Annotated in this window: 23 protein-coding genes; 8 read left to right on the forward strand and 15 right to left on the reverse strand. The window is 62.7% G+C overall.

The genetic code is table 11. The features are described 5' to 3' along the window. Window positions 1-120: 120 nt before the first annotated feature. The 4 genes from O0882_RS12250 to O0882_RS12265 form a co-directional block, all read right to left on the reverse strand. Window positions 121-2880 (reverse strand): DUF4962 domain-containing protein, encoded by a 2760-nt coding sequence (locus O0882_RS12250; RefSeq protein ID WP_289948255.1) that lies wholly within the window; start codon window positions 2878-2880, stop codon window positions 121-123. A 166-nt stretch (window positions 2881-3046) separates the two neighbouring features. Continuing rightward, complete coding sequence (locus O0882_RS12255; RefSeq protein ID WP_289948256.1) at window positions 3047-4420, reverse strand: efflux transporter outer membrane subunit; 1374 nt, start codon at window positions 4418-4420, stop codon at window positions 3047-3049. After that, window positions 4420-7566: an efflux RND transporter permease subunit gene (locus O0882_RS12260; protein WP_289948257.1), complete on the reverse strand. Its 3147-nt coding sequence runs from the start codon at window positions 7564-7566 to the stop codon at window positions 4420-4422. The genes O0882_RS12255 and O0882_RS12260 overlap by 1 nt, the downstream gene beginning before the upstream one ends. A 33-nt stretch (window positions 7567-7599) precedes the next feature. Next, a complete protein-coding gene (locus O0882_RS12265) occupies window positions 7600-8736 on the reverse strand; it encodes an efflux RND transporter periplasmic adaptor subunit (protein ID WP_289948258.1) in 1137 nt (378 codons plus the stop codon). A 163-nt stretch (window positions 8737-8899) separates the two neighbouring features. Between O0882_RS12265 and O0882_RS12270 the strand changes: the two genes are divergently transcribed. Together O0882_RS12270 and O0882_RS12275 are read left to right on the forward strand one after the other, a co-directional pair. Continuing rightward, entirely contained in the window at window positions 8900-9649 is a 750-nt protein-coding gene (locus O0882_RS12270) for a response regulator (RefSeq protein WP_289948260.1), read from the forward strand. Beyond that, complete coding sequence (locus tag O0882_RS12275) at window positions 9649-10734, forward strand: ATP-binding protein (RefSeq protein ID WP_289948262.1); 1086 nt, start codon at window positions 9649-9651, stop codon at window positions 10732-10734. Before O0882_RS12270 ends, O0882_RS12275 begins: the two co-directional genes overlap by 1 nt. Here O0882_RS12275 and O0882_RS12280 read toward each other — a convergent pair whose 3' ends face one another. Beyond that, window positions 10735-11625 (reverse strand): LysR family transcriptional regulator, encoded by an 891-nt coding sequence (locus O0882_RS12280; protein WP_354670265.1) that lies wholly within the window; start codon window positions 11623-11625, stop codon window positions 10735-10737. A 100-nt stretch (window positions 11626-11725) separates the two neighbouring features. On the opposite strand from O0882_RS12280, the gene O0882_RS12285 reads away from it, so the two are divergent. Both O0882_RS12285 and O0882_RS12290 read left to right on the forward strand, forming a co-directional pair. Beyond that, window positions 11726-12724 carry an aldo/keto reductase gene (locus tag O0882_RS12285; RefSeq protein WP_289948264.1) on the forward strand — a complete coding sequence of 333 codons (999 nt, stop codon included), beginning with the start codon at window positions 11726-11728 and terminating at the stop codon, window positions 12722-12724. A 109-nt stretch (window positions 12725-12833) separates the two neighbouring features. Further along, window positions 12834-13472: an NAD(P)H-dependent oxidoreductase gene (locus O0882_RS12290; RefSeq protein ID WP_289948266.1), complete on the forward strand. Its 639-nt coding sequence runs from the start codon at window positions 12834-12836 to the stop codon at window positions 13470-13472. 56 nt (window positions 13473-13528) lie between these two features. Here O0882_RS12290 and O0882_RS12295 read toward each other — a convergent pair whose 3' ends face one another. The 5 genes from O0882_RS12295 to O0882_RS12315 all read right to left on the reverse strand — a co-directional run bounded on the left by O0882_RS12295 (window position 13529) and on the right by O0882_RS12315 (window position 17267). Next, on the reverse strand, window positions 13529-14845 hold the full coding sequence (locus tag O0882_RS12295) for an ATP-binding protein (protein WP_289948481.1): 1317 nt from the start codon (window positions 14843-14845) through the stop codon (window positions 13529-13531). Then, on the reverse strand, window positions 14845-15507 hold the full coding sequence (locus O0882_RS12300; protein ID WP_289948268.1) for a response regulator transcription factor: 663 nt from the start codon (window positions 15505-15507) through the stop codon (window positions 14845-14847). Before O0882_RS12300 ends, O0882_RS12295 begins: the two co-directional genes overlap by 1 nt. A gap of 175 nt (window positions 15508-15682) precedes the next feature. Next, window positions 15683-16138: a hypothetical protein gene (locus O0882_RS12305; RefSeq protein ID WP_289948271.1), complete on the reverse strand. Its 456-nt coding sequence runs from the start codon at window positions 16136-16138 to the stop codon at window positions 15683-15685. Window positions 16139-16177: 39 nt separating this feature from the next. Next, window positions 16178-16660, reverse strand: a complete 483-nt coding sequence (locus tag O0882_RS12310) for a hypothetical protein (RefSeq protein WP_289948272.1) — start codon at window positions 16658-16660, stop codon at window positions 16178-16180. A gap of 31 nt (window positions 16661-16691) precedes the next feature. Then, the gene (locus O0882_RS12315; protein ID WP_289948274.1) at window positions 16692-17267 is read right to left on the reverse strand and encodes a TetR/AcrR family transcriptional regulator; all 576 of its coding nucleotides are present in this window, start codon (window positions 17265-17267) and stop codon (window positions 16692-16694) included. Between the two features lie 91 nt (window positions 17268-17358). Between O0882_RS12315 and O0882_RS12320 the strand changes: the two genes are divergently transcribed. Continuing rightward, on the forward strand, window positions 17359-18207 hold the full coding sequence (locus O0882_RS12320) for an SIP domain-containing protein (RefSeq protein WP_289948276.1): 849 nt from the start codon (window positions 17359-17361) through the stop codon (window positions 18205-18207). Window positions 18208-18296: 89 nt separating this feature from the next. Here the strand turns inward: O0882_RS12320 and O0882_RS12325 are convergent, their stop codons facing one another. The 3 genes from O0882_RS12325 to O0882_RS12335 are packed head-to-tail and all read right to left on the reverse strand — an operon-like array spanning window position 18297 to window position 20007. Next, window positions 18297-18908, reverse strand: a complete 612-nt coding sequence (locus O0882_RS12325) for a DUF799 domain-containing protein (protein WP_242428479.1) — start codon at window positions 18906-18908, stop codon at window positions 18297-18299. A 47-nt stretch (window positions 18909-18955) separates the two neighbouring features. Then, entirely contained in the window at window positions 18956-19315 is a 360-nt protein-coding gene (locus tag O0882_RS12330) for a DUF4810 domain-containing protein (protein WP_197678751.1), read from the reverse strand. 17 nt (window positions 19316-19332) lie between these two features. Beyond that, on the reverse strand, window positions 19333-20007 hold the full coding sequence (locus O0882_RS12335; RefSeq protein ID WP_289948277.1) for a CsgG/HfaB family protein: 675 nt from the start codon (window positions 20005-20007) through the stop codon (window positions 19333-19335). A 311-nt stretch (window positions 20008-20318) separates the two neighbouring features. On the opposite strand from O0882_RS12335, the gene O0882_RS12340 reads away from it, so the two are divergent. From O0882_RS12340 to O0882_RS12350, 3 genes are all read left to right on the forward strand, one after another. After that, entirely contained in the window at window positions 20319-21521 is a 1203-nt protein-coding gene (locus tag O0882_RS12340) for a YbfB/YjiJ family MFS transporter (protein WP_289948279.1), read from the forward strand. Between the two features lie 36 nt (window positions 21522-21557). Next, on the forward strand, window positions 21558-22094 hold the full coding sequence (locus O0882_RS12345) for an ankyrin repeat domain-containing protein (protein ID WP_289948280.1): 537 nt from the start codon (window positions 21558-21560) through the stop codon (window positions 22092-22094). Window positions 22095-22271: 177 nt separating this feature from the next. Further along, window positions 22272-22709 carry a helix-turn-helix transcriptional regulator gene (locus O0882_RS12350; protein ID WP_289948281.1) on the forward strand — a complete coding sequence of 146 codons (438 nt, stop codon included), beginning with the start codon at window positions 22272-22274 and terminating at the stop codon, window positions 22707-22709. Between the two features lie 409 nt (window positions 22710-23118). Here O0882_RS12350 and O0882_RS12355 read toward each other — a convergent pair whose 3' ends face one another. Both O0882_RS12355 and O0882_RS12360 read right to left on the reverse strand, forming a co-directional pair. Further along, window positions 23119-24129 (reverse strand): alpha/beta hydrolase, encoded by a 1011-nt coding sequence (locus O0882_RS12355; protein WP_289948486.1) that lies wholly within the window; start codon window positions 24127-24129, stop codon window positions 23119-23121. Window positions 24130-24281: 152 nt separating this feature from the next. Next, window positions 24282-25370, reverse strand: a complete 1089-nt coding sequence (locus O0882_RS12360; protein ID WP_289948284.1) for an alpha/beta fold hydrolase — start codon at window positions 25368-25370, stop codon at window positions 24282-24284. Between the last annotated feature and the right edge of the window lies 1 nt (window position 25371).

A 25371-nucleotide genomic window follows, 5' to 3' on the forward strand; every position in this document is an offset into this window, starting at 1 on the left:
GGATAAGGCGGCAAGGCGCGCAATCGCGCCTGGGCCGGTGAATGGATGCAATGATTCCATAATACTGGAAATATCAAATAGAATCAAAGCAATGATTCACCTGCCAGGCGGTCGCTGCAGTTACTCGGATAGCTGCACCGCCTTTTTATCGAAGATGAACCAGCTGGTATCGACCTTGACGAGCAGCTTGGTCGGCGACAAATACTCGGCCGTCACGGAAACGGCATTGCAGTCTTCCTTCAAGACGATCAGGCTGGCCAGGGAATTGCTGCGTATATTGGTCTTGTACGCGGTGTGATATTGCTCAGGTTCGCCTGCCGGCCATTCCAGTTGCGCGTTCTTGGCCACCTTGGACATCTTTTCCGGCGTCGCATACTTTCCGTCATATCCGTGATAGTTGACGCAGACGCTGACGCCATCGCCCGCATTGACCTTGAATTCACGCGCCCCGATGTCCACCGGCGCCACCAGCGTCTGGTAATTCATCTGCCAGCGGCGCTTGGTCGCACTCTGCGCCCAATCGTAAATCAGGGCCACGCCTGCCTTGGCGTTATAGGCGACAGTACGCACCGCCCCTTGCAGCAAAGGGGTCCAAACCCACGTATTTTCGTCAAGGCTGCGGTAAGCGGCCGTGGCGTCCCCGGTGGCAACCGACCAGTCGCTCGTCTCGGCCGCATAAAAATTGATCAGCCTGCCATGTGGCTGCCTGTAAAACCGCGGCGTGCCCGGCGCAACGGGGTTTGCCGTCGACTCGGCCTGGCCTATGCCGGCGTTGTTATACCCTGCCCCCGCATCGAATGTCAGCGCATTCTTGTAGCGCGTGGCGCGCCTGACCCGCTGCTCCGGCAAATCGCCAAAATTTTCATAGATGCCGCCGGAAATGAAAATACTCTTGCCTTTTGACACAAAGGTAAAAGCATTGTTGTCCGCATGGCTGTGGTTGATCGCGCCAAGACGGCTGGAACGGAAAAACAGGCTCGAGCGCTGCGGATTAGCCGTATCGGAGTGCATGGCAACCACACCCGCATCCTCGAACAGATACGTTCGTTTCAATGCGGGAAGCACGGCGGGTTCAACGGGCGGCCTGAGTGCTGTCAGGAAATAATGCTGGAAGGGCAAGGCCAGCGACTGGGTCTGCTCAATATTGTCACGGTAATACCATTCGTCGACGGGATTTTGCGATACCTGGGCAAACAGGCGGTAGGAATCCCAGGCATAGGATGCATAATGTCCCGTGCGGTTGCTGCCGTCGCCGAACGCGCTGCGCACCTTGCTCGAGCGGTCCCGCACCGTGTGCGCATGGAAATTGTCGCCAAACTGCCGCAGCGCGGGGATACGGCTGATATCCACATTGGCCATCAACAGATACGAGGCCATGGCCGGCGCATAGGAGGTGAGCGCGTACCACGCATAACTGACGCTGTTGCCAAACGCGCTGTCCGTGCCGCCGCCCCAGGTGCCGGAACTCGTGATCAGCGTTTCCCAGGCTGCGGAGAAACGGTCAAACGGCACCAGCGGCTTGTCGTTGGCATAGCAGGACTTGTCATATTGCGCGCCCTGTTCAAACGTCACGTCGCCGACCGGTCCCTGACCGACGGCGCCGGCCGACAGCATCAGGGTTTGCACCGCATAGTAGGCGGAGGCCAGTACATGCGAGTCATACGGATTGGCGCGCAAACCTGCTTCCATCTTGTACATCAAGGGATTGAGCCGTGCGTTGATCGCATTGATGAGCACATAGCGGTCAGCCCCGGTCATATTGTAGTAAAGCATGTCCAAGCCTTGCGCCAGGGCGACCATGATCTGCATGTTGGCCTGATCCTGCTGGCATTCGCCGCTCACGCCGTCCGGCGCCCAGCTGGCCAGTTGCAGCAGGCGGGCAATGGCCTGCGCGTGATAGCGCTGGTCGCCCTTGACCAGCGCCGCCACGGCCAGCCGCTCTATTCCCTGCGCCGCCCCGAACGCTGCGTGCTCGATAGCGTTTGGCCCCTCGTTGGTTGGCTCTGCAGGCATGACGTATAGTTCATTGGCCAATACCTGCTCCGCCTCGGCCAGATATGTTTCGTAGGAGGCTGCCAGGGGACTTGCCTGCACGGCGGCGTGGATGGCCGACATTTGCATGACTTGGCCATTCGCCGACAGCGGAATCAGACGTGGATGCAAACGCTGTCCGATCCTGGCCATGACTTCGGCAGCGGTGGGCAGGTCGGGCAGGTTGTCGACAGCATTGCCGTCGAAATGAAAACGCCGGACCTCGCCGGACCTGCTTTGGCCGCCCGGCAGGCGATACTCCACCTGCCACGTGTACAGCCCGGTTTCGTTCAACAGCTCGGGAAGAATCAGCGACGTGCGCGTCGTGGTAATGCGCAATGGACTCTTTCCACTGGGAAAATTGACCGTCAAGACCATTTCTGCGACGTCATAAACATCAGGCCAGACAAACACGGGATTACGCACTTTCACGGACGTACAGTCGCGCGGCTCGATGCGGGCATACTCATGCTCCACGACAAAATCGGCTTCCTGCACGGGTTTGCAGCCGGCCGCGTACGATTCGGCAATATAGTCCTTGTCCAACACCACCCCGGCAGACAGCTCGATGGTGCGCGTGGCCGTTTCCGGCTCGCCGGGAGTGCTGGCCGTCAGGGTATGGCGCAGCGTGGAAGCATCGCCAGCGACATACCTGACGATCTGGCTGTTGCCGCTGACCGGCACGCCATTCAGCATGACCGTGGTGGCCCCGCTCACCTCCCAGTGCAGGCGCACAGGCTGGCCTTCCACCACCTTCAGGTGATCGGCATCGAATTCCAGGATCGTGGGCGCGGCGTGCGCGGCGCCCATACAAACCGATAACAATAGCGCGACGTGGGGCTTACGCATGCATGCTCCTTTTGAATGGTGGGCCAGGAAATACACCATTCCGCATCGAATACAGAGGAATAGTGATGTTATTTCAATAATAACATCAAAGCGGCAATACACTTGTTATTTTGAAATCATTCCATGCTCCATACACGTGCCCGATGCATTGCTATGACGAATTCACCTACTCCTCCAGCCCTCCCCCCAACGCCTTGTACAGCGCCACGGCCGACTTGAACTGGTCGCGCCGCGCGTCGAGCAGGGCTTGCTGCGCCGCATACGACTGGCGCTGCGCGTCGAGCAATTCCAGCCGGCTGTCCTGCCCCGCGTCGTAGCGCAGCTGCGACAGGCGCTGGCGCTGGCGCGCCGCCACCACCACGCGTTCTTGCGCATCGATCTGCTGCGCAAACGTGGCGCTGCCGGCCAGGCCGTCGCGCACGTCGCGGAAGGCCGCCTGGATCGCTTGCTCGTATTGCAGCACGGCCACGTCCTTGCGCAGGCGCGACAGTTGCAGTTCCGCGCGCAGTTGGCCGCCCTGGAACAGCGGCTGCGTCACTTGCGGCGCAAACGACCAGCTGCGCGCGCTGCCACGGAACAAGTCACCGAGTTCCGGACTGGCCAGGCCCAGCTGCGCCGTCAGCGACAGACGGGGGAAGAAGGCGGCGCGGGCGGCGCCGATTTCCGCATTCGCCGCCACCAGCGCATATTCGGCCTGCAAGATGTCGGGACGGCGCGCCAGCAAGTCCGACGGCAGGCCGGGTGGCAGCTGCGTCAGCACGGGCTGGCCATCGAGCGGCCGGCCAGCCGGCAAGTCCGTTGGCAGCGGCGCGCCCAGCAGCAATTCCAGGTTGTTGCGCGCCAATAAGCTGGACCGGACGCGCGCCTGCACGTCCGCTTCCGCCGTGGCCGCCTGCCCTTCCGCTTGCGCCACGTCCAGGCCGCTGCCCTGCTGCGCGCCGTGCAGGCGCTGCGTCAGGATCAAAGCCTGGCGCCAGTCAAGCAGGGTTTGCCGCGCCAGCGCCAGCTGCTCCTCGGCCAGCCGCTGCTCCAGATAGGCGTCGGCCACAGCGCCGATCAAGGCCATGTGCGCGGCGCGCTGGCCCTGCTGCGTGGCCAGGTAGCGCGCAAACGCGGCGTCCGACAGCGAGCGCAGGCGGCCGAACAAGTCGAGCTCGAATGCGCTCATGGCGATGCCGGCCGTGAACGTGTTTTGAAGCTTGGCATCGGCGCCGCGCTGGCGCACGCCGCCCGCATTGGCGGCTATGGCCGGGTAGCGGCCCGCATCCTGGATCTGGTACTGGGCCCGCACGGCTTCCACGTTGAGAGAGGCCACGCGCAAGTCCCGGTTGTTTTCCAGCGCGATATCGACCAGGCGCTGCAGGCGCGCATCGAGCAGCATCTGGCGCCAGCCCAGGTCGGCTGCAGTGTCGACTATGCCCGATGCGGTAACCTCGGCATAAGCGGCAGGGATAGGCGCCGCCGGCTTGACCAGCGGCGGCGTCAATGAACAGGCCGACAAGGCCAGCGCGGCCAGCGGCGTGATAAATATCAAACGCATTACAACTCTCCTTCCACCGCCTTGATGGCGGTGCGATTACTGCGTTTGTTGAAATAGCTGCCCACCTTGTCGACGGCGCCCAGCACCACGACAAAGAACACGGGCACGAAAAACACGGCCAGCACGGTGGCGGTGATCATGCCGCCGAACACGCCCGTGCCGATCGCGTGCTGCGTTTCAGCGCTGGCGCCCGTGGCCAGCATCAGCGGCACCACGCCCAACGCAAAGGCCAATGACGTCATCAGGATCGGGCGCAAACGCAAGCGGGCCGCTTCCACCGTCGCCTCGACCAGCCCACGCCCTTGCGCCTGCAACTGGCGCGCATATTCGACGATCAGAATCGCATTCTTCGCCGACAGGCCAATGATGGTGATCATGCCCACCTTGAAGAACACATCGTTCGGCATGCCGCGCACCATCACGGCCAGCACGGCGCCCAATAGCCCCAGCGGCACCACCAGCATCACGGAGACGGGAATCGACCAGCTTTCATACAGGGCCGCCAGCACGAGGAAGACCACCAGCATCGACAGCGCCATCAGCATGGGCGCTTGCGACGCCGATTCCTTCTCTTGCAGCGACTGGCCCGTCCACGCCAGCGCGAAGCCGGCTGGCAGCTGTTTCACGAGACGTTCCATTTCCAGCATGGCGTCGCCGCTCGACACGCCGGGTGCCGCGCTGCCCGAGATGCGCGCCGCCGGATAGCCCTGGTAGCGCACCAGTTGCAGCGGCGACTCGCTCCACACGGGGCGTACCAGTTCGCCCAAGGCCACCATGCCGCCCGCGTTATTGCGGATGCGCAAGGCCAGCACGTCGTTCAGTTGCATGCGCGACGGCGCATCGGCCTGGATGATCACCTGCTGCATGCGGCCGGCATTCGGGAAATCGTTGACATAGGTGGAGCCCATGGCCGCCGTCAGCATGTCGGCAATGGCCGTAAACGACACGCCCAGCGCCTCGGCCTTGGTACGGTCGATATCGAGGCGCACGCTGGCGCCGGGCGGCAAGCCGTCCGGATACACGCCCGCCACCTTACTGCTTTGCGCGGCCAGGCCCAGCAGCTGGTTCTGCGCCGCCTGCAGGGCCGCAATGCCCTGGTTGGCGCGGTCTTGCAGGCGCATGGAAAAGCCGGACGAGTTGCCCAGTTCATCGATGGCGGGCGGCATCAGGCTCATGATCACGCCCTCCTTCGCTTGCGACATGGCCGCCTGCGCCAGCGCCACTTCTTCCTGCGCCGTGGCGCCGTTGCGCTGTTTCCAGTCCTTCAGCATGGTGAACGCCAGGCCCGCGTTCGGTCCCGCGCCGGAAAAGCTGAAGCCGAGAATCGATTGGTTCACTTCAATGCCGGGCCGCGTGGCCACATGCTGCTCGTACAGTTTGACGACATCGAGCGTGCGCTCCATGGTGGCGTCCGACGGCAGCTGGATCGAGGTGATGAAATAGCCCTGATCTTCCTCGGGCAGGAAGGCCGACGGCAGCTGCATGAAGGCCACGCCCAGCGCCGCGACGATGGCGCCATACACGACCATCGAGCGGCCGGCGCGTTTCAGCATCGCCACCACGCCCTTTTCATAGCGCGCCGTCATGCGGTCAAACTGGCGGTCGAACCACAGAAAAAAGCCCTTCTTGTCATGATCGTGCGGGCCGATCGGTTTCAACATCGTGGCGCACAGGGCCGGCGTCAGGGTGAGCGCCAGGAAGGCCGAGAACAGGATGGACACGGCCATCGCCAGCGTGAACTGGCGATAGATGGCGCCCACGGAACCGCTGGCCAGCGCCATCGGGATGAACACGGCCGTCAGCACCAGCGTGATGCCGACGACCGCACCGGTGATTTCGCGCATCGCCTTCGACGTCGCTTCCTTCGGCGACAAGCCTTCGGTGGCCATCAGGCGCTCCACCGCTTCCACCACGACGATGGCGTCATCGACGATGATGCCGATGGCCAGCACCATGCCGAACATGGTCAGCACGTTGATGGAATAGCCGGCCAGCAGCATGACCGTGAAGGTGCCCATCAGGGCAATCGGCGCGACAATGGCGGGAATCAGGGTGTAGCGTATCTTTTGCAGGAACAGATACATGACGAGGAAGACCAGCACCATCGCCTCCAACAGCGTGACGATGACCTTCTCGATCGAGATTTTCACGAACGGCGCCGTGTCGAACGGCACCGAGTACTTGATCCCGGCCGGCATGGTGTGTGCCAGTTCGGTCATGCGCGCACGCACGGCGGCCGCCGTCTGCACGGCGTTGGCGCCCGGCGACAGCATGATGGCGGCGCCCGACGCGGCCTGGCCGTTTTCGCGGATGCTGAAATTGAAGCTTTGCGCCCCCAGCGACACTTTCGCCACGTCGCCGATGGTCACTTTCGAGCCATCCGCGTTCGCGCGCAGCACGATGGCGGCAAATTCGGCCGGCGTTTGCAGCTGGCCCTGCACCGTCAGCGGAATGGTCACGCGCTGGCCGTGCACGGCGGGCGAATCGCCCAAGCGGCCCGGGGCGATCTGTGCATTTTGCTGCGCGATGGCGGCCGTCAGCTCGCCCATGGCGATGTTGTACGACACCAGCTTGGCCGGATCGACCCAGATGCGCATGGCCCGCTCGGAGCCGAACAGCTGCACCTTGCCCACGCCGGGAATGCGGCGCAGTTCTTCCGTCACGTTGCGCGCCAGGTAGTCGCCCAGCGCCACTTCATCATGCTGGCCATTCTCGGAGATCAAACTGACGATCATCAAAAAGCCGGACGACGCCGATTCCACCGTCAGGCCATTTTGCCGCACGGCTTGCGGCAGGCGTGGCTCGATGGCTTTCAGGCGGTTTTGCACGTCCACCTGCGCCATTTCCGGATTCGTACCGGGCTGGAAGGTGACAGTGATCGAGGCCGAACCCGAGGTATCGGTGGACGACTCGAAATACAGCAGATGCTTGACGCCCGACAGTTCGCGTTCGATCAGGCCCACCACGGAATCGTTCATGGTTTGCGGCGTGGCACCAGGATAATTGGCGCTGATGCTGACGCTGGGCGGCGCCACGGAAGGAAAACGCGCAATCGGCAATTGCGGTATGGCGATCAGTCCGAACAGGACGATGAAGACCGCCACCACCCACGCAAAGACGGGGCGGTTGATGAAAAATTGAGGCATGTCGTTAGGCTTTCATTGTATTCAAAGTGTGCATCAACGGGCCTTGACGGCAGCCGCCGTTGCCACGACAGCCGGCTTCCACGGCTGCGGCGCGGCGGTGGCGCCCGGCTGCAAGCGTTCCTGGCCTTCGATGACGACGGTATCGCCCGCCTTCAAGCCACCGTTGACCACGTACTGGTGCTCGACCACGTCGCCCACGGCAATCGGTTTCAAGCTGGCTTTGTGCGTGCCATCGAGCACCCAGGCCTGGGCCTGGCCATCGCTGCTGCGCAAGACGGCTTGCTGCGGCACGAGCACGCCATTGGCTTGCACGGCGCGCGCGATGCGGGCGCGCACGAACATGCCGGGCAAGAGCTGGCGCTGCGGATTGTCGACCAGCACGCGGATGACGGCGTCGCCCGTGCCCGCATCGACGCTGATGCCGGAGAACAGGATGCGGCCCGTGACGGGATGCGGCTGGCCGTCGGCGCCCAGGATGGTCACGGGCAGCTTGTCGGCACCGCCCGTGCTGTCCGAACCTGCGGCCCGCAGCGCGGCCAGCGCGGCGGCCGGCTGGCGCACGTCGACATACACCTTGTCGATCTGCTGGATGCGCGCCATCGGCGTGGCATCGGCCAGGCCCACCAGCGCGCCTTCCGTCACCAGTTCGGAGCCGATGCGCCCGGCAATGGGCGCCTCGATGCTGGCAAAGGCCAGGTCCAGGCGGCGCCGCGCCAGACTGGCGCGCCCCTGCGCCACGGTGGCCACGGCTTGCTCGCGCTGGGCCACGGCATCGTCATACGCCTGGCGGCTGATGGCATCCGCTTCCACCAGCGGTTTTAACCTGTCGGCCTGGCTGCTGGCGCGGTTCGCCGTGGCCACCGCATGCTGCAGCGCGGCGGCGGCCGAATCGACGTCCGCCTGGAATGGCGCGGGATTGAGCTGGAACAGCTTCTGCCCCGCCTGCACCTCGGCGCCCTGTTCGAACTGGCGGCGCAGCACGATGCCGCCCACCTGCGGGCGGATGTCGGCCGTGCGGAAAGCCGCCACCCTGCCCGGCAATTCGTCGCTGAGGACGACGGGCGCCGCTTGCAGCTTGAGCACCGTCACGGAAGCCGGTGGCGTGGCAGCTTCCTCTGGCGCGGGTTTGGAACAGGCGGCAAGGCTGAACAGTGCCGCGGCGATCAACATGTTTTTCCTGGGGAGGTACTTTACTGGCATGACTTTTCTCTATGGCGGATCCCAACCGGCGGTCCGGTCGACAGATAACAAGAGCATAGAAGGCCAACATGGATGTTCCGTCAAAGAAATGTGGAGATTCGATGGAGGGCGCGAAGAATGCTAGACTATTTAGATGAACTATCATCACAGCGCCAGCCAGCCCTCGTTTCTTGCCACCACGCCACCTTCCGCCCTCGTCCTGATCGCCGAAGATGAACCGCAAATCGCCCGCATCCTCGCCGGTTACCTGGAGCGCGACGGCTACCGCACGGCCTTCGCCGCCGATGGCCAGGAAGCGCTGCAGCAGCACCTGGCGCTGGCGCCGGACCTGCTGCTGCTCGACGTGCAAATGCCGCGTGTCGATGGCTGGGGCGTGTTGACGGAAGTGCGGCGGCGCGGCGAAACGCCCGTCATCATGCTGACGGCGCGCGACCAGGATGCCGATAAATTGGCGGCCCTGCGCGTGGGCGCCGACGACTACATCATCAAGCCCTTCAATCCGGCCGAAGTGGTGGCCCGCGTGGCCGCCGTGCTGCGCCGCTCGCGCGTGCGCCACCACCCGGTGGGCGGCCAGCGCCTGCGCTGCGGCCCCATCGACATCGACCAGGAAACGTATGTGGCCAGCGTGCTGCAGGATGGCATGGCCGTGGCTCTCAGCCTGACGTTGACGGAGTTTCGCCTGCTGGCGCATCTGGCGCGCACGCCGCGCCGCGTCTGCAGCCGCCTGGAATTACTGGAGTCGTGCATGCCCGAGAGCAATTCGATGGAACGCACGGTGGACAGCCACGTCAGCAAGCTGCGCAAGAAGCTGGAAGAAGCGGGCGTGATGAACATGCCGGCCAGCCTGCGCGGCGTGGGCTACCGGCTGGAAAGCGACGCCTGATGCGCTTCACAGGCCTGAACCGGCAGATCGTGCTGTCGATGTCCGTGCTGATGGTCAGCAGCATCCTGATCATCTGGATGGGCTCATGGATCTTCTTTGCCGTCGCCTTCAAGATCGATCCCGACATGCTGTCCGAGCCGGACGACTGGTCGCCCAGCACCGTCGAGTGGCTGTGGATCTTCGCCATCACCATTTTCGGCTTGCTGCTGGCCGCGTTTTTCGCCATCAAGCTCGCTTCGCGCATCCTGAAACCGATCAATTCCGTGATGGACAGCGTGCGCCGCGTGGCGCATGGCGACCTGTCCGCGCGCGCCTTCGCGGGCGACCGCAGCCTGGGCGAGACAGCCATGCTGGTCGATGACTTCAACAGCATGGCCGAGCGCCTGCAGCGGGCGGCCAAGGAAAGCGAAACGTGGAATGCGGCCATCGCGCATGAATTGCGCACGCCCGTGACCATCCTGCGCGGCACCTTGCAAGGCGTCGTCGATGGCGTCTTCAAGCCCGAGGAAGTGCCGTTTTCCAGCCTGCTGGCGCAAGTCGAGGACCTGGGCCGCCTGATCGAGGACTTGCGCACCCTGAGCCTGGCCGACAGCGGCTACATGCAGCTGCGCATGGCGTGGACGGACCTGACCCTGGAAATCGAGGAAGTGCGCCGCCTGCTGGCGCCGGAAATGGAGGCAGCCGGTTTTAGCCTGCAATTGCACCTGTCCGACCATCCCGTCTGCTGCGACGCGGCGCGCATCCGGCAAATCGTGCTGGCCCTGCTCGACAACGCGCGCCGCTATGCGCATCCGGGCCTGCTGCGCGTGCGCACCCGCGTGCTGGCCGGCCAGTACTACCTCAGCGTCGAGGATGCGGGCCCCGGCATTGCCGAGGAACTGGCGCCGCATGTATTCGAGGCGTTTCGCCGCGGCGACAGCGACGACGGCGACCTGCATGCGGGTAGCGGCCTGGGCCTGGCCGTGGTCGAAGCCATCGCGCGCGCCCACGGCGGCAGCGCGGCCTGCACGCGCGGCAAGGCGGGCGGCAGCCTGTTCACCATCAAGTGGCCGGTCGAGCATGGCGCGCCGCAGCCCGCCGCCTGATTATGCAGGCGGCGCGCGCAGCATGTCGACAAAGGCGCGCAGCACGGGCGGCATCTGCCGCCGGCTCGGGTAATACAGGAAGTAACGGGGCGGCGGCGGCAAACAGCGCTGCAGCACGCACACCAGGCGCCCCGCCGCGATATCGGCGCGCGCATCGGCCGCGTACACATACGCCAGTCCCGCGCCATCGCGGGCCGCGCGCAGCATCATTTCATCGTCGTCGAACACCAGCGGGCCACTGACGGCGATGCTGACGGCTGCCCCCTCCTGCCCGAACTCCCACGCATACTGGCGCCCGCTGGGAAAACGCCGGCCCATGCAGGCATGCTTCAGCAAGTCGCGCGGCGTGGCTGGCGCGCCATGCGCCGCCAGGTAGGCGGGCGACGCCACCACCACGAACGGTTGCGGCGCGCCAACGGGCACGGCGATCATGTCGGCCGCCACCTGCTCGCCGAAGCGGATGCCCGCGTCAAAACCGTCGCGCACGATATCGATCATGCCGTCATCGGTCACCACTTCCACCTGCACACGCGGATAGCGGGCGACAAAACCGGCCAGCATGGGCGCCAGCAGCAGCCGCGCGGCCGGACGGGGCACGTTCAGGCGCAGCTTGCCTGCGGGCACGTCCTGCAAGGCACTCAAGTCTTGCAAGGCATCGTCGATTTCGCGCATGGCCGGCGTGAGGCGCGCCAATAGTTGCTGCCCCGCCTCGGTCGGCGTGACGCTGCGCGTGGTGCGGTTCAGCAGGCGCACCCCCAGGCGCTCTTCCAGCGCGCGCAATGCGTGGCTGAGGGCGGAGGCGGACACACCCCGTTCGAGCGCCGCCTGGCGAAAGCTGCGCAGGCGGGCGACGGCGGCAAAGGCCGTCAATTCATTGAGGTCAGCCATCATTCATGAGCCATATTCAGTAATGCATGCAGGATAAGGTATCTTATCGCATGCTGTTGCTTCATCCATACTCCTTGCATCTTTTTTGGACGAGGAGTGAAAAATGGAACACCGAACACTGGGCAAATCCGGCTTACGCGTCGCCCCCATCGGCCTGGGCTGCATGGGCATGAGCTTTGCCTACGGCGGCGCGGACGAGGCTGCCTCGCTGCGCGTGCTGCACCGCGCCGTGGAACTGGGCGTCACCCTGATCGATACGGCGGAAGTCTACGGCCCCTACGCCAACGAGGAGCTGGTAGGGCGCGCCCTGAGGCAGCTGCGCGGCAAGGTCAACATCGCCACCAAATTCGGCTTCAAGATCCTGCCGCACGGCCAGGGTGTGGAACGCATGGCGGGCGTCGACAGCCGGCCCGAACATATTCGCCAGGCGGTGGAAGGGTCGCTGTCCAGGCTCGGTATCGAGTGCATCGACTTGCTGTACCAGCACCGCGTGGACCCCGCCGTGCCCATCGAAGACGTCGTGGGCGCCATGGCGAATCTGGTGCGGGCGGGCAAGGTGCGCCACCTGGGGCTGTCGGAAGTATCGGCCACCACCCTGCGCCGCGCCCACGCCGTGCACCCGATTGCGGCCGTCCAGTCCGAATACTCGCTGTGGAGCCGCGACGTGGAAGCCGAGGTGCTGCCCGCCTGCCGCGCGCTGGGCATCGGCTTCGTCCCTTACAGCCCGCTGGGCCGGGGATTTTTGACGGGCCATCTCACGTCCGGCGCCGCACTGGCACCGGATGATTATCGCCACAGCCTGCCCCGTTTCCAGCCGCAGGCGATGGCGGCCAACGCGACCATGGTCGACGAGCTGCGGCGCCTGGCGGCGGCGCGCGGCGCCACGGCGGCCCAGTTGGCCCTGGCCTGGCTGCTGGCGCAAGGCGACGATCTCGTGCCGATTCCCGGCGCCCGCAGCCTGGCGCACCTGGAAGAAAATGTCGCCGCCGCGCAGATCAAGCTCAGCGAAAGCGAGCTCGTTGCCATCGGCGCGGCCATCGCGCCCGCCAGCGTGCAGGGCGCGCGCTACCCGGCGGTGGAGCTTGCCATGCTTGGCCTGTAGACAACCGTGCATGAGTGCGCTATACCGGTACTTTTTTGTCCAGCGCACTTGAAATGCCTGAATCCGCTATCATTTCCAATCTGAACTATTCACTATGAAAAGGATTTACATGTCCGCACTGCTCGAAACACTGCAATGGCGCTACGCCACCAAGAAGATGGACCCGACGAAAACGGTGCCGCAAGACAAGGTCGAGCGTATCCTGGAAGCCGTGCGCCTGACGGCCAGCTCCAGCGGACTGCACCCGTATGAAGTGTTCGTCGTGACGAATCCGGCCCTGCGCGAGCAGATCAAGCCGCATGCCTGGAACCAGTCTCAGGTAACGGATGCCTCGCATCTGCTGGTGTTTGCCGCCTGGGACAATTACACGGTGGAACGCATCAACGCACGCTTTGACCTGGTCAATACCGTGCGCGGCTTCAAGAATGAAGGCTGGGAAGCGTACCGCCAGCAGATCCTGGCCACGTATCCGCAGCGCGACGCGGAAACCAACTACCAGCACGCGGCGCGCCAGGCGTATATCGGCGTGGGCACGGCCCTGATCGCCGCGGCGCAGGAACAAGTCGATTCGACGCCGATGGAAGGTTTTGATCCGGCCAAGGTCGATGAAATCCTGAACCTGCGCGCCAAAGGCCTGCGCTCCGTCGTCATGCTGCCGCTGGGCTACCGCGCCGACGAAGGCGACTGGCTGGTGGACTTGAAAAAAGTGCGCCCTGCGCGCGAGCAGTTCATCACCGAGCTGGCGTAAGCGCGTCGAGCGTGACTGAAAAGCGGATGCCGGCGACGGCAGCCGCTTTTTTGCATTCAGGCTGGCTGCGGGAAGCGCACCGTCACCTGCAGTCCCCGTCCCGCCTCCCCATCGGCCAGCGCGATATCGGCCCGGTGGTGCTCGGCGATGTGGCGCACGATGGACAGGCCCAGACCGCAACCCCAGGCGTCGTTGCCGTCGGGGCGGAAGAAGCGGTCGAACAGGCGCGCATGGTGCTGGCGCGGCACACCGGGGCCGTTGTCGGACACGCGCAGCAAGGGCCGGCCCTCTTCCAGCGCCGCCTGCAAATCGACCCTGCCGCCCTGCTGCGTATAGCGCAAGGCATTGTCGATCAGGTTATTCAGCAACACTTGCAAGCCGTCGGGATCGGCCTGCACCAGCACCGGGGCCGGCAGCGTTTCCACCACGCCCAGGTCGATCGCGCGGCTGTCGGCCAGCGCGCTGTGGTCGGCCACGGCCGCTTCCAGCAACTGTCCCAGATCCACCGTGTGCAGCTGGCTGGCCGTCAGCGCCGTTTCATGGCGCGCCAGGCTGAGCAATTGCCGCACCAGGTGCGTGCTGCGGTCCAGCCGTTCATGCAGCCGCGCCAGCGCCACGCGGCGTTCTTCCTCGCTGCCGGCCCGTTCGGCCACCTGCAGCTGCAGTTTCAATGCCGTCAGCGGCGAGCGCAATTCATGCGCGGCATCGGCGACAAAGGTGCGCTGCGCCGTCAGCGCCGCCTCGAACTGCCCCATCAAGCCATTCAACGCCAGCGCCACGGGCCGCAACTCGGGCGGCATGTCGTCGGCCGCCAGCGGCGTCAGGGCGTCCGGCGAACGGCCCGCCACGGATTCGGCCAGCCGGTGCAGCGGTGCCAACGCGCGACCCACGACGGCGACGATCAGCAGTGCCAGGATCAGCGCGAACACCAGCAGGGGCGCGCCGGCGCGCATGGTCATTTGCCAGGCCAGCTGGTCGCGCACAGCCTGCGCCTGCGCCACCTGCACGTAACGGCCGCGCCGCGTCTCGCCGTACAGGCGCCAGTCTTCGCCGCGCAACGTGACATCGGCAAAGCCGGCCAGCGCATAGCGCGGCAGTGCCGCTTGGTCCGGCAAGACGGACAAGACGGACAAAGGCTGCCCATCCTCGTCCCACGCCTGCAGCACGAACGCTTCTTCCGGCTCCTGCGCGGCCGGCGAGCCCGATTGCGGCTCGAACTCGTCGGGCAAGGCCAAGGCCAGCTGGCGCAGCTGCAAATCGGCCAGCTCATTGGCTTCTTCCAGGAGCGAGCGGAACAGCGAAATGCCGGCGCCGAGCACGCACAGCAAGGTGGCAGCCAGCAAGCCGAGCAGCAACTGGCGGCGGATGGTCATCAAGATGCTGCCCGCATCTTGTAGCCCACACCGCGCACGGTCTGGATGCTGTCCGCGCCGAACTTCTTGCGCAGCTGGTACACGTACACGTCGACGGTATTGCTTTCCACTTCGCTATCCCAGCCGTACAGTTTTTCGCTCAGTTGCCGTTTCGACACCACCTTGCCCGGATGGTCGAGCAAGGCGCGCAGCACGGAAAACTCGCGTGGCGCCAGCTTGACCTGTGCGCCTTCGTAGGTGACGTCGTGGCTGGCCAGGTCCAGGATCAGCGCGCCATGCTCGATGACGGAGCGCGAACGGCTGACCCTGCGGCGCAGCAGCGCGCGTATGCGCGCCAGCAATTCATCGAGGTCAAACGGTTTCACCAGGTAATCGTCGGCGCCGCTGTCGAGCCCTTCGACGCGGGCCGGCGTCCCGTCGCGCGCCGTGATGATCAGCACGGGCAACTCGGCGCCCCGCGCGCGTATGGCGCGCAACACGCCCATGCCCTCCTTGCCCGGCAAGCCCAGGTCCAGCAGCATCAGGTCATAGGCAAAACCGGCCAGCGCCAGCTCCGCATCGCGGCCGTCGCGTACCCAGTCCACGGCATAGCACTCGCCACGCAAGCCCTCGACCAGGCTTTCCCCGATCATCGGATCGTCTTCCACCAGCAACACGCGCACCCGGGCCCCTTATAGTCTTGAAATGCCGTCATCTTACCTTGCGTGGCGAAAGCCAGCTTGGCAGGCGACATAATCAGATTCAGGCATATAGCTCATGATCGGTACGCGTCACGGTATCGCCATCGAGCGTCATACTATCGAACACTGCGCGGCGCCGAAGGAGCGCCAAACGCACTCAGCCTTCCAGTGACGCGCGCACTTCCGCCAGCAAGGGCGCCAAAGCGCGTGGCACGGGCGCAGCGACATACGCTTGCGCCAGCTCGAAGGGATCGACCATCATGGCCGCATTATCTGCCTTGGTAAATCTCCCCACCACGTAGCGGGCAAAAAGCCGTGACCCGGGCACGTCGTTGACGTACCAGTTACCGTCATATTGCTGCGCAAGTACTTCGCCAACAAAATAGGCGATACGTGCCGTCAGCCAACTACGGTCCGCTTCATCGGCAACCGCCATCTCGCGCAGCGCCTGTTCGACCAAGGGCACGTACTGCACAGCCTGTTGCAAGACCGGCGCAGCAGGTTGAATGCCGATGCAGCCGATAAAATCCACCAGGACATCCGTCAACTCATGATAAAACAAAGGAAAATTTGCCTGCCTTGCGGCCAGTTGCGCCGCCTTGTCGTTCGTCATGGTGCTCCGTGATATTGATAATTATTAAGCAAAGTGCCATCAGCCAAACCGGGCCAGGAAACCTGGCGAATCCCAACTGTCCTTCACATTCAGCCTGAGCGACGCTACAATTTCAGCGCCATTCGCATCGAAAAACGTCCCCAGCCGATCGCCTTCCGGCGCAAACAGGATGGCGCCGCTGCCTGCACCGGCCATCAGGTCCAGCAGCCATACCTCGAGGACATGCGTGTCACTCGCCCGCATATCGCCATCGGCAAGCCACTGCACATAGGCATCGACGATATCGCCATTGATGGACAGATACAAGGGATTGCCTGAAAGAAATTTATTCGCCAGGTGCTGTCGAACGAACCCGGTCACGGGAAATGCCTGAAAGAACGCTCCCTCCAGGCTGGCGCAAACCAGCCGGGGCTCACCGGCTTCAATCACCTCGTCGCCCCAGTGGCGAATTTCCTGGGCCGCAACGGTGAAATTGGCGAAAACAAAGTCCCGCGGCAGGATCAATCCAAATGAAGCATTCATTATTTTCCCGTATCGAATGTCAACGCCACTGCTACGGCCGCATGGCAAGCGCACCCACCACCAGCGCGCGCATGCCCAGGTCGAACTCGGCCTCGATCGTCGCATCGTCTTCTTCCCATGCGTCACCTGCCGGCGCATACACGGTGTCGGCCAGAGCCACGCAGTGAAAAGCGACGGTTGACAGCAGCCAGCGGGCACGCTCCTGCGGCAACTGGTAATCGTCCGCCACTTGCGTCTGATGCGCATCGATCCTGGCCAGCATGGCCGGTGTCGTCGCTTTTCTGCGCAGCAGATACGGCGCCAGGCCCGGGTGCAATTTGACCAACTGGCGCAGCGAAGCGCTGAAACGCAGCAGATAGTTCTGCAGGTCTTCGTTGCCGCTATCCGGCAGTTCCCAGCGAACAAAAATTTCCTCGGCGACCAGCAGCTTGAGCGCCGCCAGGTGCGCGACGTGCTTGTACAGCGCCACATGGCTGACGCCCAGCAAGGCGGCCACGCCGGTGAAGGTCATGGCAGGCAAACCCATGGCGATGCCGGCGTCGGCGATGCGTTCGCGCGTGATGCTGGGGGGACGCCCGGGACGGGGCGAAATTGTTGCAATAGTCATCATTATTGTCCGTGGCGGCAGCTGCGTTGTCGGTTTCAGATAATTAGTTTAGCATGATGAAACTAATTACCCAAGACAAAGGAATGCACCCATGGCAGATATCTCTGAACAGCAGTCCGGCGGCCCACTGCGCAACGCCGAACATGACCGCAACCTGCATGACGTCATGGCGGTCGTCACCGCCATCGCGCGCCCCGTTCCCAGCGTGTTACGCGTCACGGCGCGCCTGGACCGCTCGGGCGACGATACGCACTGGGCGCTGCCCAACGTGGCCTTCCGCATCCATCTCGACGGGCCGGCGTATGGCGGCGCCTCGCGCATCTACACCGTGCGCAGCTACGACGCCGACGCATCTGCCTTTACTTTCGATATCGTATTGCATGAACATGCCAGCCCGATGATGCGCTGGGGCGCCACCCTGCGCGTGGCCGATGCCTTCCGCCTGACGGGGCCGCGTCCGCAATTCACCGTTGCCGACGGAAAGGAGAAGAAAATCGCCCTCTTCCTCGACGAGACAGGCATACCCGCCCTGTATGCCATGTTGGCACAATGGCCAGCCACCGCGTACGGCATCGGCTGGGTGGTGACCGATGATGAAGCGGCGTTTAAGGAATTGCCCGCCGTGCCGGGCCTGGCATTGCAGCGCCTCGGCACTGCCCACGTGGCGCCGGACGGGCCACTGGCGGCCCGGGCCAGGGCCTTGCCTGAGCCGCAGGATTACGTCATCTGGGGCGCCGGCGAGCGCGATGAAATGCGCGCCATCCGCCAGCACTTCCGTATCGCTGCGGGGCTGCCGAAGGAGCACGTGCTGGTGGCGGGCTACTGGAAACGGGGCGTCAGCAATACCGATATCGACCTGCGCCGCCGGCAAAGTTTCGAACAGCTGATCGCCAAGGGCGGCACCCTGGCCGACTTCGACGACCTGGCCGTCGAAGTATAGGCAACACGACCCCGGGCGCTCCAGCTGAAATGAAGCCGAAGCGCCACAGCCGGCCTGATGCAGGCCCGGTGCACGGTGTTACCAGACGATTATTGCGCCAGGTAGCGTTCCGAACGGGGGCCGTACAGCAAGCCGTTCGGCACGCCGGCCGACAGCAAGCGCGCATTCGCCGTGCCGGCGATAGGATGGCTGGCATCGGTGCTGGTGTTGATGATCTGCTTGACCGCCGCCGTCACCAGCATGCCGACCAGGCCGCCGCCACCGCTGTTATTGCCTTCGTTGCTAGACGCGCTGGCCGCGCCCTGCCACAGCAAGGCGCCCGTCTTCAGGTCGACCAGTTTGGCATCGACCGAGACCACGGTCACGCTGTCGATCACGGCGTAGGTCGTGCCGTACTTGGAGATCGTCACGTACAGGCCCGCATCGGCGCCAAAGATCTCGTTGAGCTTCTTGGCATCGACGCCGTGGATATCGGCCGCGTTCGTCAAGCCGTTCTGCTTGAAGGTTTCACCGACCACGGCCACCGGCAGCACATAGTAGCCCGCTTCGGCCAGCGGATAGGTCACTTGCGCGTAGACGCTGTTGCCGGCATTGACTTCGGGCGAGTTGTTCAGCGGCGGCAAGACCACGATGGAACGCGGCTTGGCCGCCTTGAAGGCCGTATAGTCATAGGCCGCCTGCTTGGTGGCGCAACCGACCATGAAGATGGCGGGACCCAGGCACAAGGCCATTTTCAACATGCGCGACATCATAATTTCTCGCCTTTTTTCAATTTACCCAACAGGAAGTCCATGTACGGCGTCGATTCGGGGAACAGTTTTTTCTCGTCTTCGAACTGCGCCGCGACCTGCTCCGGCTTGCCCGCGATCGAGTACAGCATGCCCAGGTGGGCGTGGTAGCCCGGCGGCGCATGGTTGCCCTTCGCAGCGATCACTTGCAAGTCTTTTTCCATGGCGGCGATCTGCTGCTCCGGGCTTTCGCCTTTCAGGTACTCATACACTTGCGGCTGGTAGCCTTCCCATTGGTACAGGGTTTTCGACTGCGTGGCGCAACCTGTCAGGGCGGCACAGGCGAGCATGGCCAGCAGGGCTGCGCCCTTGTTCATCATTGTTTTCATGGGATACCTTATTGTTTGCGCAGTGCGCCCGCTTCGACGCCAGCCACCAGGCGCTCGACCGCTTCACGCATGGCCAGGTCCAGCACTTTGCCGTTGAGGGTGGCGTCATAGCTGGCGGTGCCGCCAAAGCCCAGCACTTCACGGTTCGACAAGCTGTATTCGCCGGCGCCCGAGCTCGAATACACGACTTCCGAGGTAGCGATGTTGACGACGTTCAAGGTGACCTTGGCATATGCCACTTGCGTCTTGCCGCGGCCCATGATGCCGAACAATTGCTTGTCGCCCACTTCCTTGCGGCCGAATTCGGTCACGTCGCCGGTGACGACGAAGTCCGCGCCCTTGATATTCTGGCCCTGCTTCTTGAACTCGGCTTCTTGCTTGAGCTCGGCCATGTTGTCGCGGTCGAGCACGTTGAAACGATTGGACGTCTGCAGGTGCGCAATCAGAATCGTTTTCGACTGGCTGCCCAGGCGGTCGACGCCATCGGAAAAGATGCCGCGCATGAAGTTCGAGCGGTTGTCGAATTTACCGACAGCGATCAGCGTGCGTGGACCAACGTAGGGACGGGCTGCGCTGGCAACCGTGGGGACAGCCAAAGCTTGCGAGGATTCGGAAGCGCAGCCAGCCAAGGCCGCGCCAATCAGCGCTGCAATCAACAACGCGCCGGGTTTATTCTTGTTCATAGTGCCCTTATGAGATGGAGGATCAGGAGCCACCTGCGAAATTGATTTTAAGCAAGTTAATTTCCTAATTGCAATTATATGGTATTGCATGTCTCACAATTCTCTCCAAAAGTAACGATGGCAAGGATTGCACTATTGCCCGCCATGCACAGGTGTGGCTCTGCTTGACTTCCCAGTGCAGATTCATTAACTTAGTAGTAAAAAAGCGTGTCGTCAGCGCCCTATGCCACTGTCCCTCACAGACCTCGCCCGCCGGCCTGTTCCACCCCGGCGCCAACGCCATGCTTTTCACATAGACGGGTCACCAGGCCATGCCGACACACGATCATTCCCCGGCCCATCCGCTGGCCACGGCGCTGGCGCTCTCGCTGGGCGCCGCCGTCGCCCTCGGCCTGTCGCGATTTTCCTACGGCTTGCTGCTGCCGCCCATGCGCGCCGACCTGGGCTGGTCCTACCTGCTGGCCGGGGCCATGAACACCTTCAATGCGCTCGGCTATTTTCTCGGCGCCCTGGCCACGCCGGCCCTGATGCGCCGCCTGGGCGTGTGGCGACTACTGATGACCGGCTGCGTGCTGGCCAGCATCTTCATGCTGATGTCGGGCCTGGTCAGCGACACGACCGCCCTGTTCCTGCAGCGCGTGTGCGCGGGCGTGGCCAGCGCCTTCATTTTCATCGCCGGTGGCGTGCTGGCGGCGCGGCTCGGTTCCATGCACAGCCAGCGCGCCGGCTTCTACATCGGCTTGTATTACGGCGGCACAGGCTTCGGCATCGCGCTGTCGGCCCTGCTGGTGCCAGCGGCGCTGGCGGCCGCACAGGAGCATGGCGCCGCGCATGCCTGGCAATGGCCCTGGCTGGCACTGGGCCTCGCCTGCCTGCTCGCCACCGCCATCATGGCCCTGCCGGCGAAAGGCATCGGCGAAGCGCCGCGCGCCCTCGATACGCCACGGCGCTTCGCCTGGCGTGATTTCGCCCCAAGCCTGGCCGGCTATTTCATGTTCGGCGTCGGCTATATCGGCTACATGACCTTCGTCATTGCCCTGCTCAAGCAGCAAGGCATGCCACCCACCTTGATCACCGTGTTCTACACCCTGCTGGGCCTGGCGGTGGTGGCGTCGTCGCGCATCTGGGCGCGCATGCTCGACCGCTACAAGGGCGGCGAATCACTGGCGATCCTGAACGCCGTGCTGGGCGTGGTGACCATCCTGCCCGCGCTGACCAGCTACGTGCCCGTCGTGTTCCTCTCCGGCCTGGTGTTCGGCGCCGTGTTCCTGTCGGTGGTGGCCTCGACGACGGCCCTGGTGCGGCATAATCTGCCGCAGCAATCGTGGACGGCGGGCATAACGGCCTACACGACGGTGTTCGCCCTGGGCCAGATCGTCGGCCCCATCGCGGTCGGCTGGATCGCCGACGGCCCGGCAGGACTGGAGCGGGGCTTGATCGCCTCGGCCATCGCCCTCTTCATCGGCGCCGCATTGGCCGCGCGGCAAAAGGCGCTGGCGCCGGCCGCATTGTAGACTGCTGGCATGGCCCACCTGCGCAGAAAGATCACAATGAACACCGATGCACGAAAAATCCCGGCAACGATGGATGCCGAAACGCTGGAATTCATCCAGGGCCTGTTTGCCCTGGTGCGCGAAGGCGACACGCAGCAACTGGGCGCCATGCTGGCGCAAGGCGTACCCGTCAACTTCCGCAACGAAAAAGGCGACAGCCTGATCATGCTGGCCAGCTACCTCGGCCACCTGGAAACGTCGCGCCTGCTGCTCGAAGCGGGCGCCGACGCCAACGTGCCCAACGACCAGGGCCAGACGCCGCTGGCCGGCGTGGCCTACAAGGGCTACCTGGAGATCGCCGAACTGCTGCTCCAGCATGGCGCCAGCGTGGAAGGCGCCAGCCCGGACGGCAAGACACCGTTGATGATGGCCGCCATGTTCAACCGCCTGGCCATCTTCGAACTGCTGCTGCGGCACGGCGCGCGCATCGATGCCGTGGACAGCCGCGGCATGACTGCCGTTTCGTTGGCCAAGTCAATGAACGCACAGGAGACGCTGGCCCGCCTGGTCGGCCTGGGGCAGACGACAGAGTAGTCGATGCAGATATCGCCGGCAGTTTTGCGACTGCCGCCAGGTAAAAAAACTGAAGAATCAGGGGCTTAGCTGTTTCATTGATACCCTCGCGGGATCAGTGCTTGGCTATCCTCATCGTGGAGACAGCTGCGTCACAGCCGTTCATCCAAGAACGTTGTATATTGAAAGGCACTATGTATGTCTGGCAACACCCATGTTTCTGAGCGCCTCAAAAGCTGCCGCGAGAATCTTCGTATCTCCCAAGTGCTGCTTGCCGAACTGGCGGGCATCAATCCCACGCAACTGTATCGCTATGAATCAGGCAAAGCCAAACTTCCTATGGATGCGGCAGAGAAGATTGCCGCAGCCCTTGGCGTCAGCACCGCCTGGCTTGTGCATGGGACATTGCCCATCGCCCGAGGGATGCAAATCGACCCTCCAGTGCCGGCCGGGGGGGCGTCAATCCTGAATTTTCTGGAACTTCCCCCCGTGCTTGCCTCCGCCGTGAAGCGCCTGTCCCTGCAAAATGGCAGCACCGTAGAAATAGAGTTGCTGAACCTCGCCCATCAAGGCCTCGAAGCCATGCACAAAAAAGCCTTGGTTTGCGCCGAATCCGCGAGCAAGAGCGAGAAATAGCCGGATCACTACCTTGCTGAAAAGTCGCGGTAGATGGGATGGTGCAGCTCACGGGGAAAGATACGCGGAGCGTGATAAATACGCCGACCTGCGAAGTCAAAAATCCATCAAATGACTCGATGGCGCCATCGACCCGGGATCGCGGTGCAGACGTCAATGCAAGCATTTCCCTGGCGCGACTGATCAACCGAACACACGTCAAAAAAATGGCCATTGATAATTCTTTTTGAATTATCAACAGCCATATGATTTCACTTTAAAATCAATCAGTTAAAGAAAAATCATCACTCCCACTCGATTATCAATGGAAGCCTAATATGTTTCAGAAACAATGACTTGCATGCCCTGCATAGCCAAGTACCATGAAAAATACCATGTTAAAAATTTCTCAAAAATCGAGCTAACCAGGCTACAGCGTTCTTTCGTAGAACGGAACCAGTTTAGCAAGCGCAGCCTCCACATATTGCGGAAACCAGTAAGTCTCGATGTGGGTAGCCCCTTCAATCATGAACAGCTCCTTATCCTTTGCTCCCGTTGCCTTGGCAAACGCCTCCTCGGTCATATAAAGGCTATCAGCCTTGCTGCCAGCGATCATCAACAGCGGCTGTTCAATCAGTTCAATTTGATCGGTGGCATCCCAGCGCATCAAATCCAACAAGCTGCTCATGGTGTATTTGAAGGTTGAACCAGGATGCGCGTGCGTTCGCCAGTAGTATTCGTAGCCCTGTCGGTACATTTCGAACGGCAACGCTGCAATCTGCGCATCCGTCATATCCGCGTCGCCGGCATACAGAATACTGCCGCCGCTCTTCTCTTGGATTCGCGCATTGGAAGCCTGCTGCAAACGCTGCTGAATGGTCGCGAGCTGCGAATCGGCAAATCCGTTGCGACGAACCCGTCCGGAGTTGAACATGCTGAGCGTTGCAACGGATTTGAAACGCTTGTCGGTCTTTGCGGCCGCGAGCGAATAGCCACCACCACCACAAATGCCAAATAAGCCCAGGCGTGCGGCATCGGCGCCGGGAAAGTGGGTAATGAAATCCGCCATGCCATGTATATCCTCAGTTCGGTGAACAGGCATGTCTACGCTGCGAGGCTGGCCGCCGCTGCCGCCTTGATAGGCGGCATCGGCCGTAATTGCGATGTAGCCGTGTTCAGCAAGATGCTGAGCGTACAGGCCTGCGACCTGTTCTTTGACGCCGCCATTCGGATGTGCCACGACGATTGCGGCATACTGTTTTTGGAGATTGTAGTTTGCCGGAGTGTAGACATTGGCGACAATATTCAGGCCGTTGAGATCGTAGTGCGCGGGATGGATATTGACGTTGCCAGGCTCATTCTTTGTGATCGCACCGCCATACACTAGCGTGAAGGGGTTCTCCTTGTAGTTGGCCGCGACAACGGGTGTAGATGTGGTCATGGAAAAGACTCCTGTGCTTGCCAATGAGAGGGAAATAGCGGATGCGCTGAGAAATTCGCGCCTTTTGATGTCAATTACTGCGTCCTTCATTAGGAACTCCATTTTATGATTCGTATTTCAAAGCCCGCGCAGTGGCAGGCCTTCGCACCAGGTCAATCCAGCTTTTTCTCCGCAAGGAAGCGCGAGACCTGATCGGCTATTTCAACGTTGTTCAGGTCAGACATCAGAAAATGCGTATTGCCGTGAACTCCGATCTCCGGAAGGTGCACGAGGCGTGCATCGCCGCCATGTCTATTGATGGCGTCAACCCAGAGCCGAGCCATCGCTAGCCGTACACGCCAGTTATCCTGACCACGCTCGGTGGTTGGCTGGTCCGGAAAGTTGTCGCCGTAGTAGATGATGATCGGTATGCGAGTGAGCTTCTGGAAATCAGACGGCGACACCGCCTCAGGCGACAACGTCCCGGCAGCACTTGGCATTGCCGGCGGCAATTCTCCTTGCGGGAAGATGAAGCCGCTGCCCGGCTCGAAGGCAACAATCGCTTTGACGTTGGCGTTCTTGATCGCCGTTAGCCAACCTGGGCCGCCGCCCTGCGAATGGGTGAACAGGATCGCGGGACCAATCTTCGTCAGCAGTGCCGACATGGCATCCGAGATCACCCCCGCGTCATAGGGGCCGGTGTTGGGCGTAACCGACCGGAAGAATTGGTCGAGCGTCTCTGGCTTACGGTCAAACTGCACGTTGTCGAAGTAGTTTGGCCACTTACCGATGCGAAACTGGTCGAAGAAAAGCTGGTCGTTGGGCGTCGGATCAACCGAAGTTGCAACGGTGCTGTTACCAGCCCGTCCACGGCGTGGCTGGTCCACAAGGTAGACAGGAAAGCCACGGCGTAAGAACAAGGTCTGGAACCCTTCTCGTCCATCCGAAGTGCTCTCCCAGCTACGCGCCGACTGGAATGCGCCGTGCAACATAACAATGGGCAAAGGCCTGGCGCTTTGTGGTATCTGATAGAAGGCGTACAGATGATCTCCGTGGAAGCTCTGCCCCGCCGCCGCCGGCTTATTGTTGTCGTAATTGCCTCCATTTTTGAGTTCGGTGCCGCCTGCTGTGAAGCTTCCTTGGGTCTGGATTAGCAAGGGCCCGAAAGTGTGGCGGGGGGCGTCGGAAATGGCTGCGCAGCCGGTCGTCAGAATCGACATGGCGATGGCAGTGGAGGACAATAAGGATCGTTTGATTTTCATG

The sequence above is a fragment of the Janthinobacterium sp. SUN073 genome, assembly GCF_030397665.1.
Classification (GTDB): domain Bacteria; phylum Pseudomonadota; class Gammaproteobacteria; order Burkholderiales; family Burkholderiaceae_D; genus Janthinobacterium.

Excerpts from the sequence above, each read along its gene's own strand:
- O0882_RS12290 (WP_289948266.1), top strand. The coding sequence starts at position 12,834 with ATGTCCGCACTGCTCGAAACACTGCAATGGCGCTACGCCACCAAGAAG.
- O0882_RS12295 (WP_289948481.1), bottom strand. The coding sequence starts at position 14,845 with ATGACCATCCGCCGCCAGTTGCTGCTCGGCTTGCTGGCTGCCACCTTG.
- O0882_RS12355 (WP_289948486.1), bottom strand. The coding sequence starts at position 24,129 with ATGACCACATCTACACCCGTTGTCGCGGCCAACTACAAGGAGAACCCC.
- O0882_RS12270 (WP_289948260.1), top strand. The coding sequence starts at position 8,900 with ATGAACTATCATCACAGCGCCAGCCAGCCCTCGTTTCTTGCCACCACG.
- O0882_RS12345 (WP_289948280.1), top strand. The coding sequence starts at position 21,558 with ATGAACACCGATGCACGAAAAATCCCGGCAACGATGGATGCCGAAACG.
- O0882_RS12265 (WP_289948258.1), bottom strand. The coding sequence starts at position 8,736 with ATGTTGATCGCCGCGGCACTGTTCAGCCTTGCCGCCTGTTCCAAACCC.
- O0882_RS12335 (WP_289948277.1), bottom strand. The coding sequence starts at position 20,007 with ATGAACAAGAATAAACCCGGCGCGTTGTTGATTGCAGCGCTGATTGGC.
- O0882_RS12250 (WP_289948255.1), bottom strand. The coding sequence starts at position 2,880 with ATGCGTAAGCCCCACGTCGCGCTATTGTTATCGGTTTGTATGGGCGCC.
- O0882_RS12315 (WP_289948274.1), bottom strand. The coding sequence starts at position 17,267 with ATGACTATTGCAACAATTTCGCCCCGTCCCGGGCGTCCCCCCAGCATC.
- O0882_RS12305 (WP_289948271.1), bottom strand. The coding sequence starts at position 16,138 with ATGACGAACGACAAGGCGGCGCAACTGGCCGCAAGGCAGGCAAATTTT.
- O0882_RS12340 (WP_289948279.1), top strand. The coding sequence starts at position 20,319 with ATGCCGACACACGATCATTCCCCGGCCCATCCGCTGGCCACGGCGCTG.
- O0882_RS12275 (WP_289948262.1), top strand. The coding sequence starts at position 9,649 with ATGCGCTTCACAGGCCTGAACCGGCAGATCGTGCTGTCGATGTCCGTG.
- O0882_RS12255 (WP_289948256.1), bottom strand. The coding sequence starts at position 4,420 with ATGCGTTTGATATTTATCACGCCGCTGGCCGCGCTGGCCTTGTCGGCC.
- O0882_RS12350 (WP_289948281.1), top strand. The coding sequence starts at position 22,272 with ATGTCTGGCAACACCCATGTTTCTGAGCGCCTCAAAAGCTGCCGCGAG.
- O0882_RS12320 (WP_289948276.1), top strand. The coding sequence starts at position 17,359 with ATGGCAGATATCTCTGAACAGCAGTCCGGCGGCCCACTGCGCAACGCC.
- O0882_RS12325 (WP_242428479.1), bottom strand. The coding sequence starts at position 18,908 with ATGGTCGGTTGCGCCACCAAGCAGGCGGCCTATGACTATACGGCCTTC.
- O0882_RS12310 (WP_289948272.1), bottom strand. The coding sequence starts at position 16,660 with ATGAATGCTTCATTTGGATTGATCCTGCCGCGGGACTTTGTTTTCGCC.
- O0882_RS12330 (WP_197678751.1), bottom strand. The coding sequence starts at position 19,315 with ATGATGAACAAGGGCGCAGCCCTGCTGGCCATGCTCGCCTGTGCCGCC.
- O0882_RS12260 (WP_289948257.1), bottom strand. The coding sequence starts at position 7,566 with ATGCCTCAATTTTTCATCAACCGCCCCGTCTTTGCGTGGGTGGTGGCG.
- O0882_RS12360 (WP_289948284.1), bottom strand. The coding sequence starts at position 25,370 with ATGAAAATCAAACGATCCTTATTGTCCTCCACTGCCATCGCCATGTCG.
- O0882_RS12285 (WP_289948264.1), top strand. The coding sequence starts at position 11,726 with ATGGAACACCGAACACTGGGCAAATCCGGCTTACGCGTCGCCCCCATC.
- O0882_RS12280 (WP_354670265.1), bottom strand. The coding sequence starts at position 11,625 with ATGATGGCTGACCTCAATGAATTGACGGCCTTTGCCGCCGTCGCCCGC.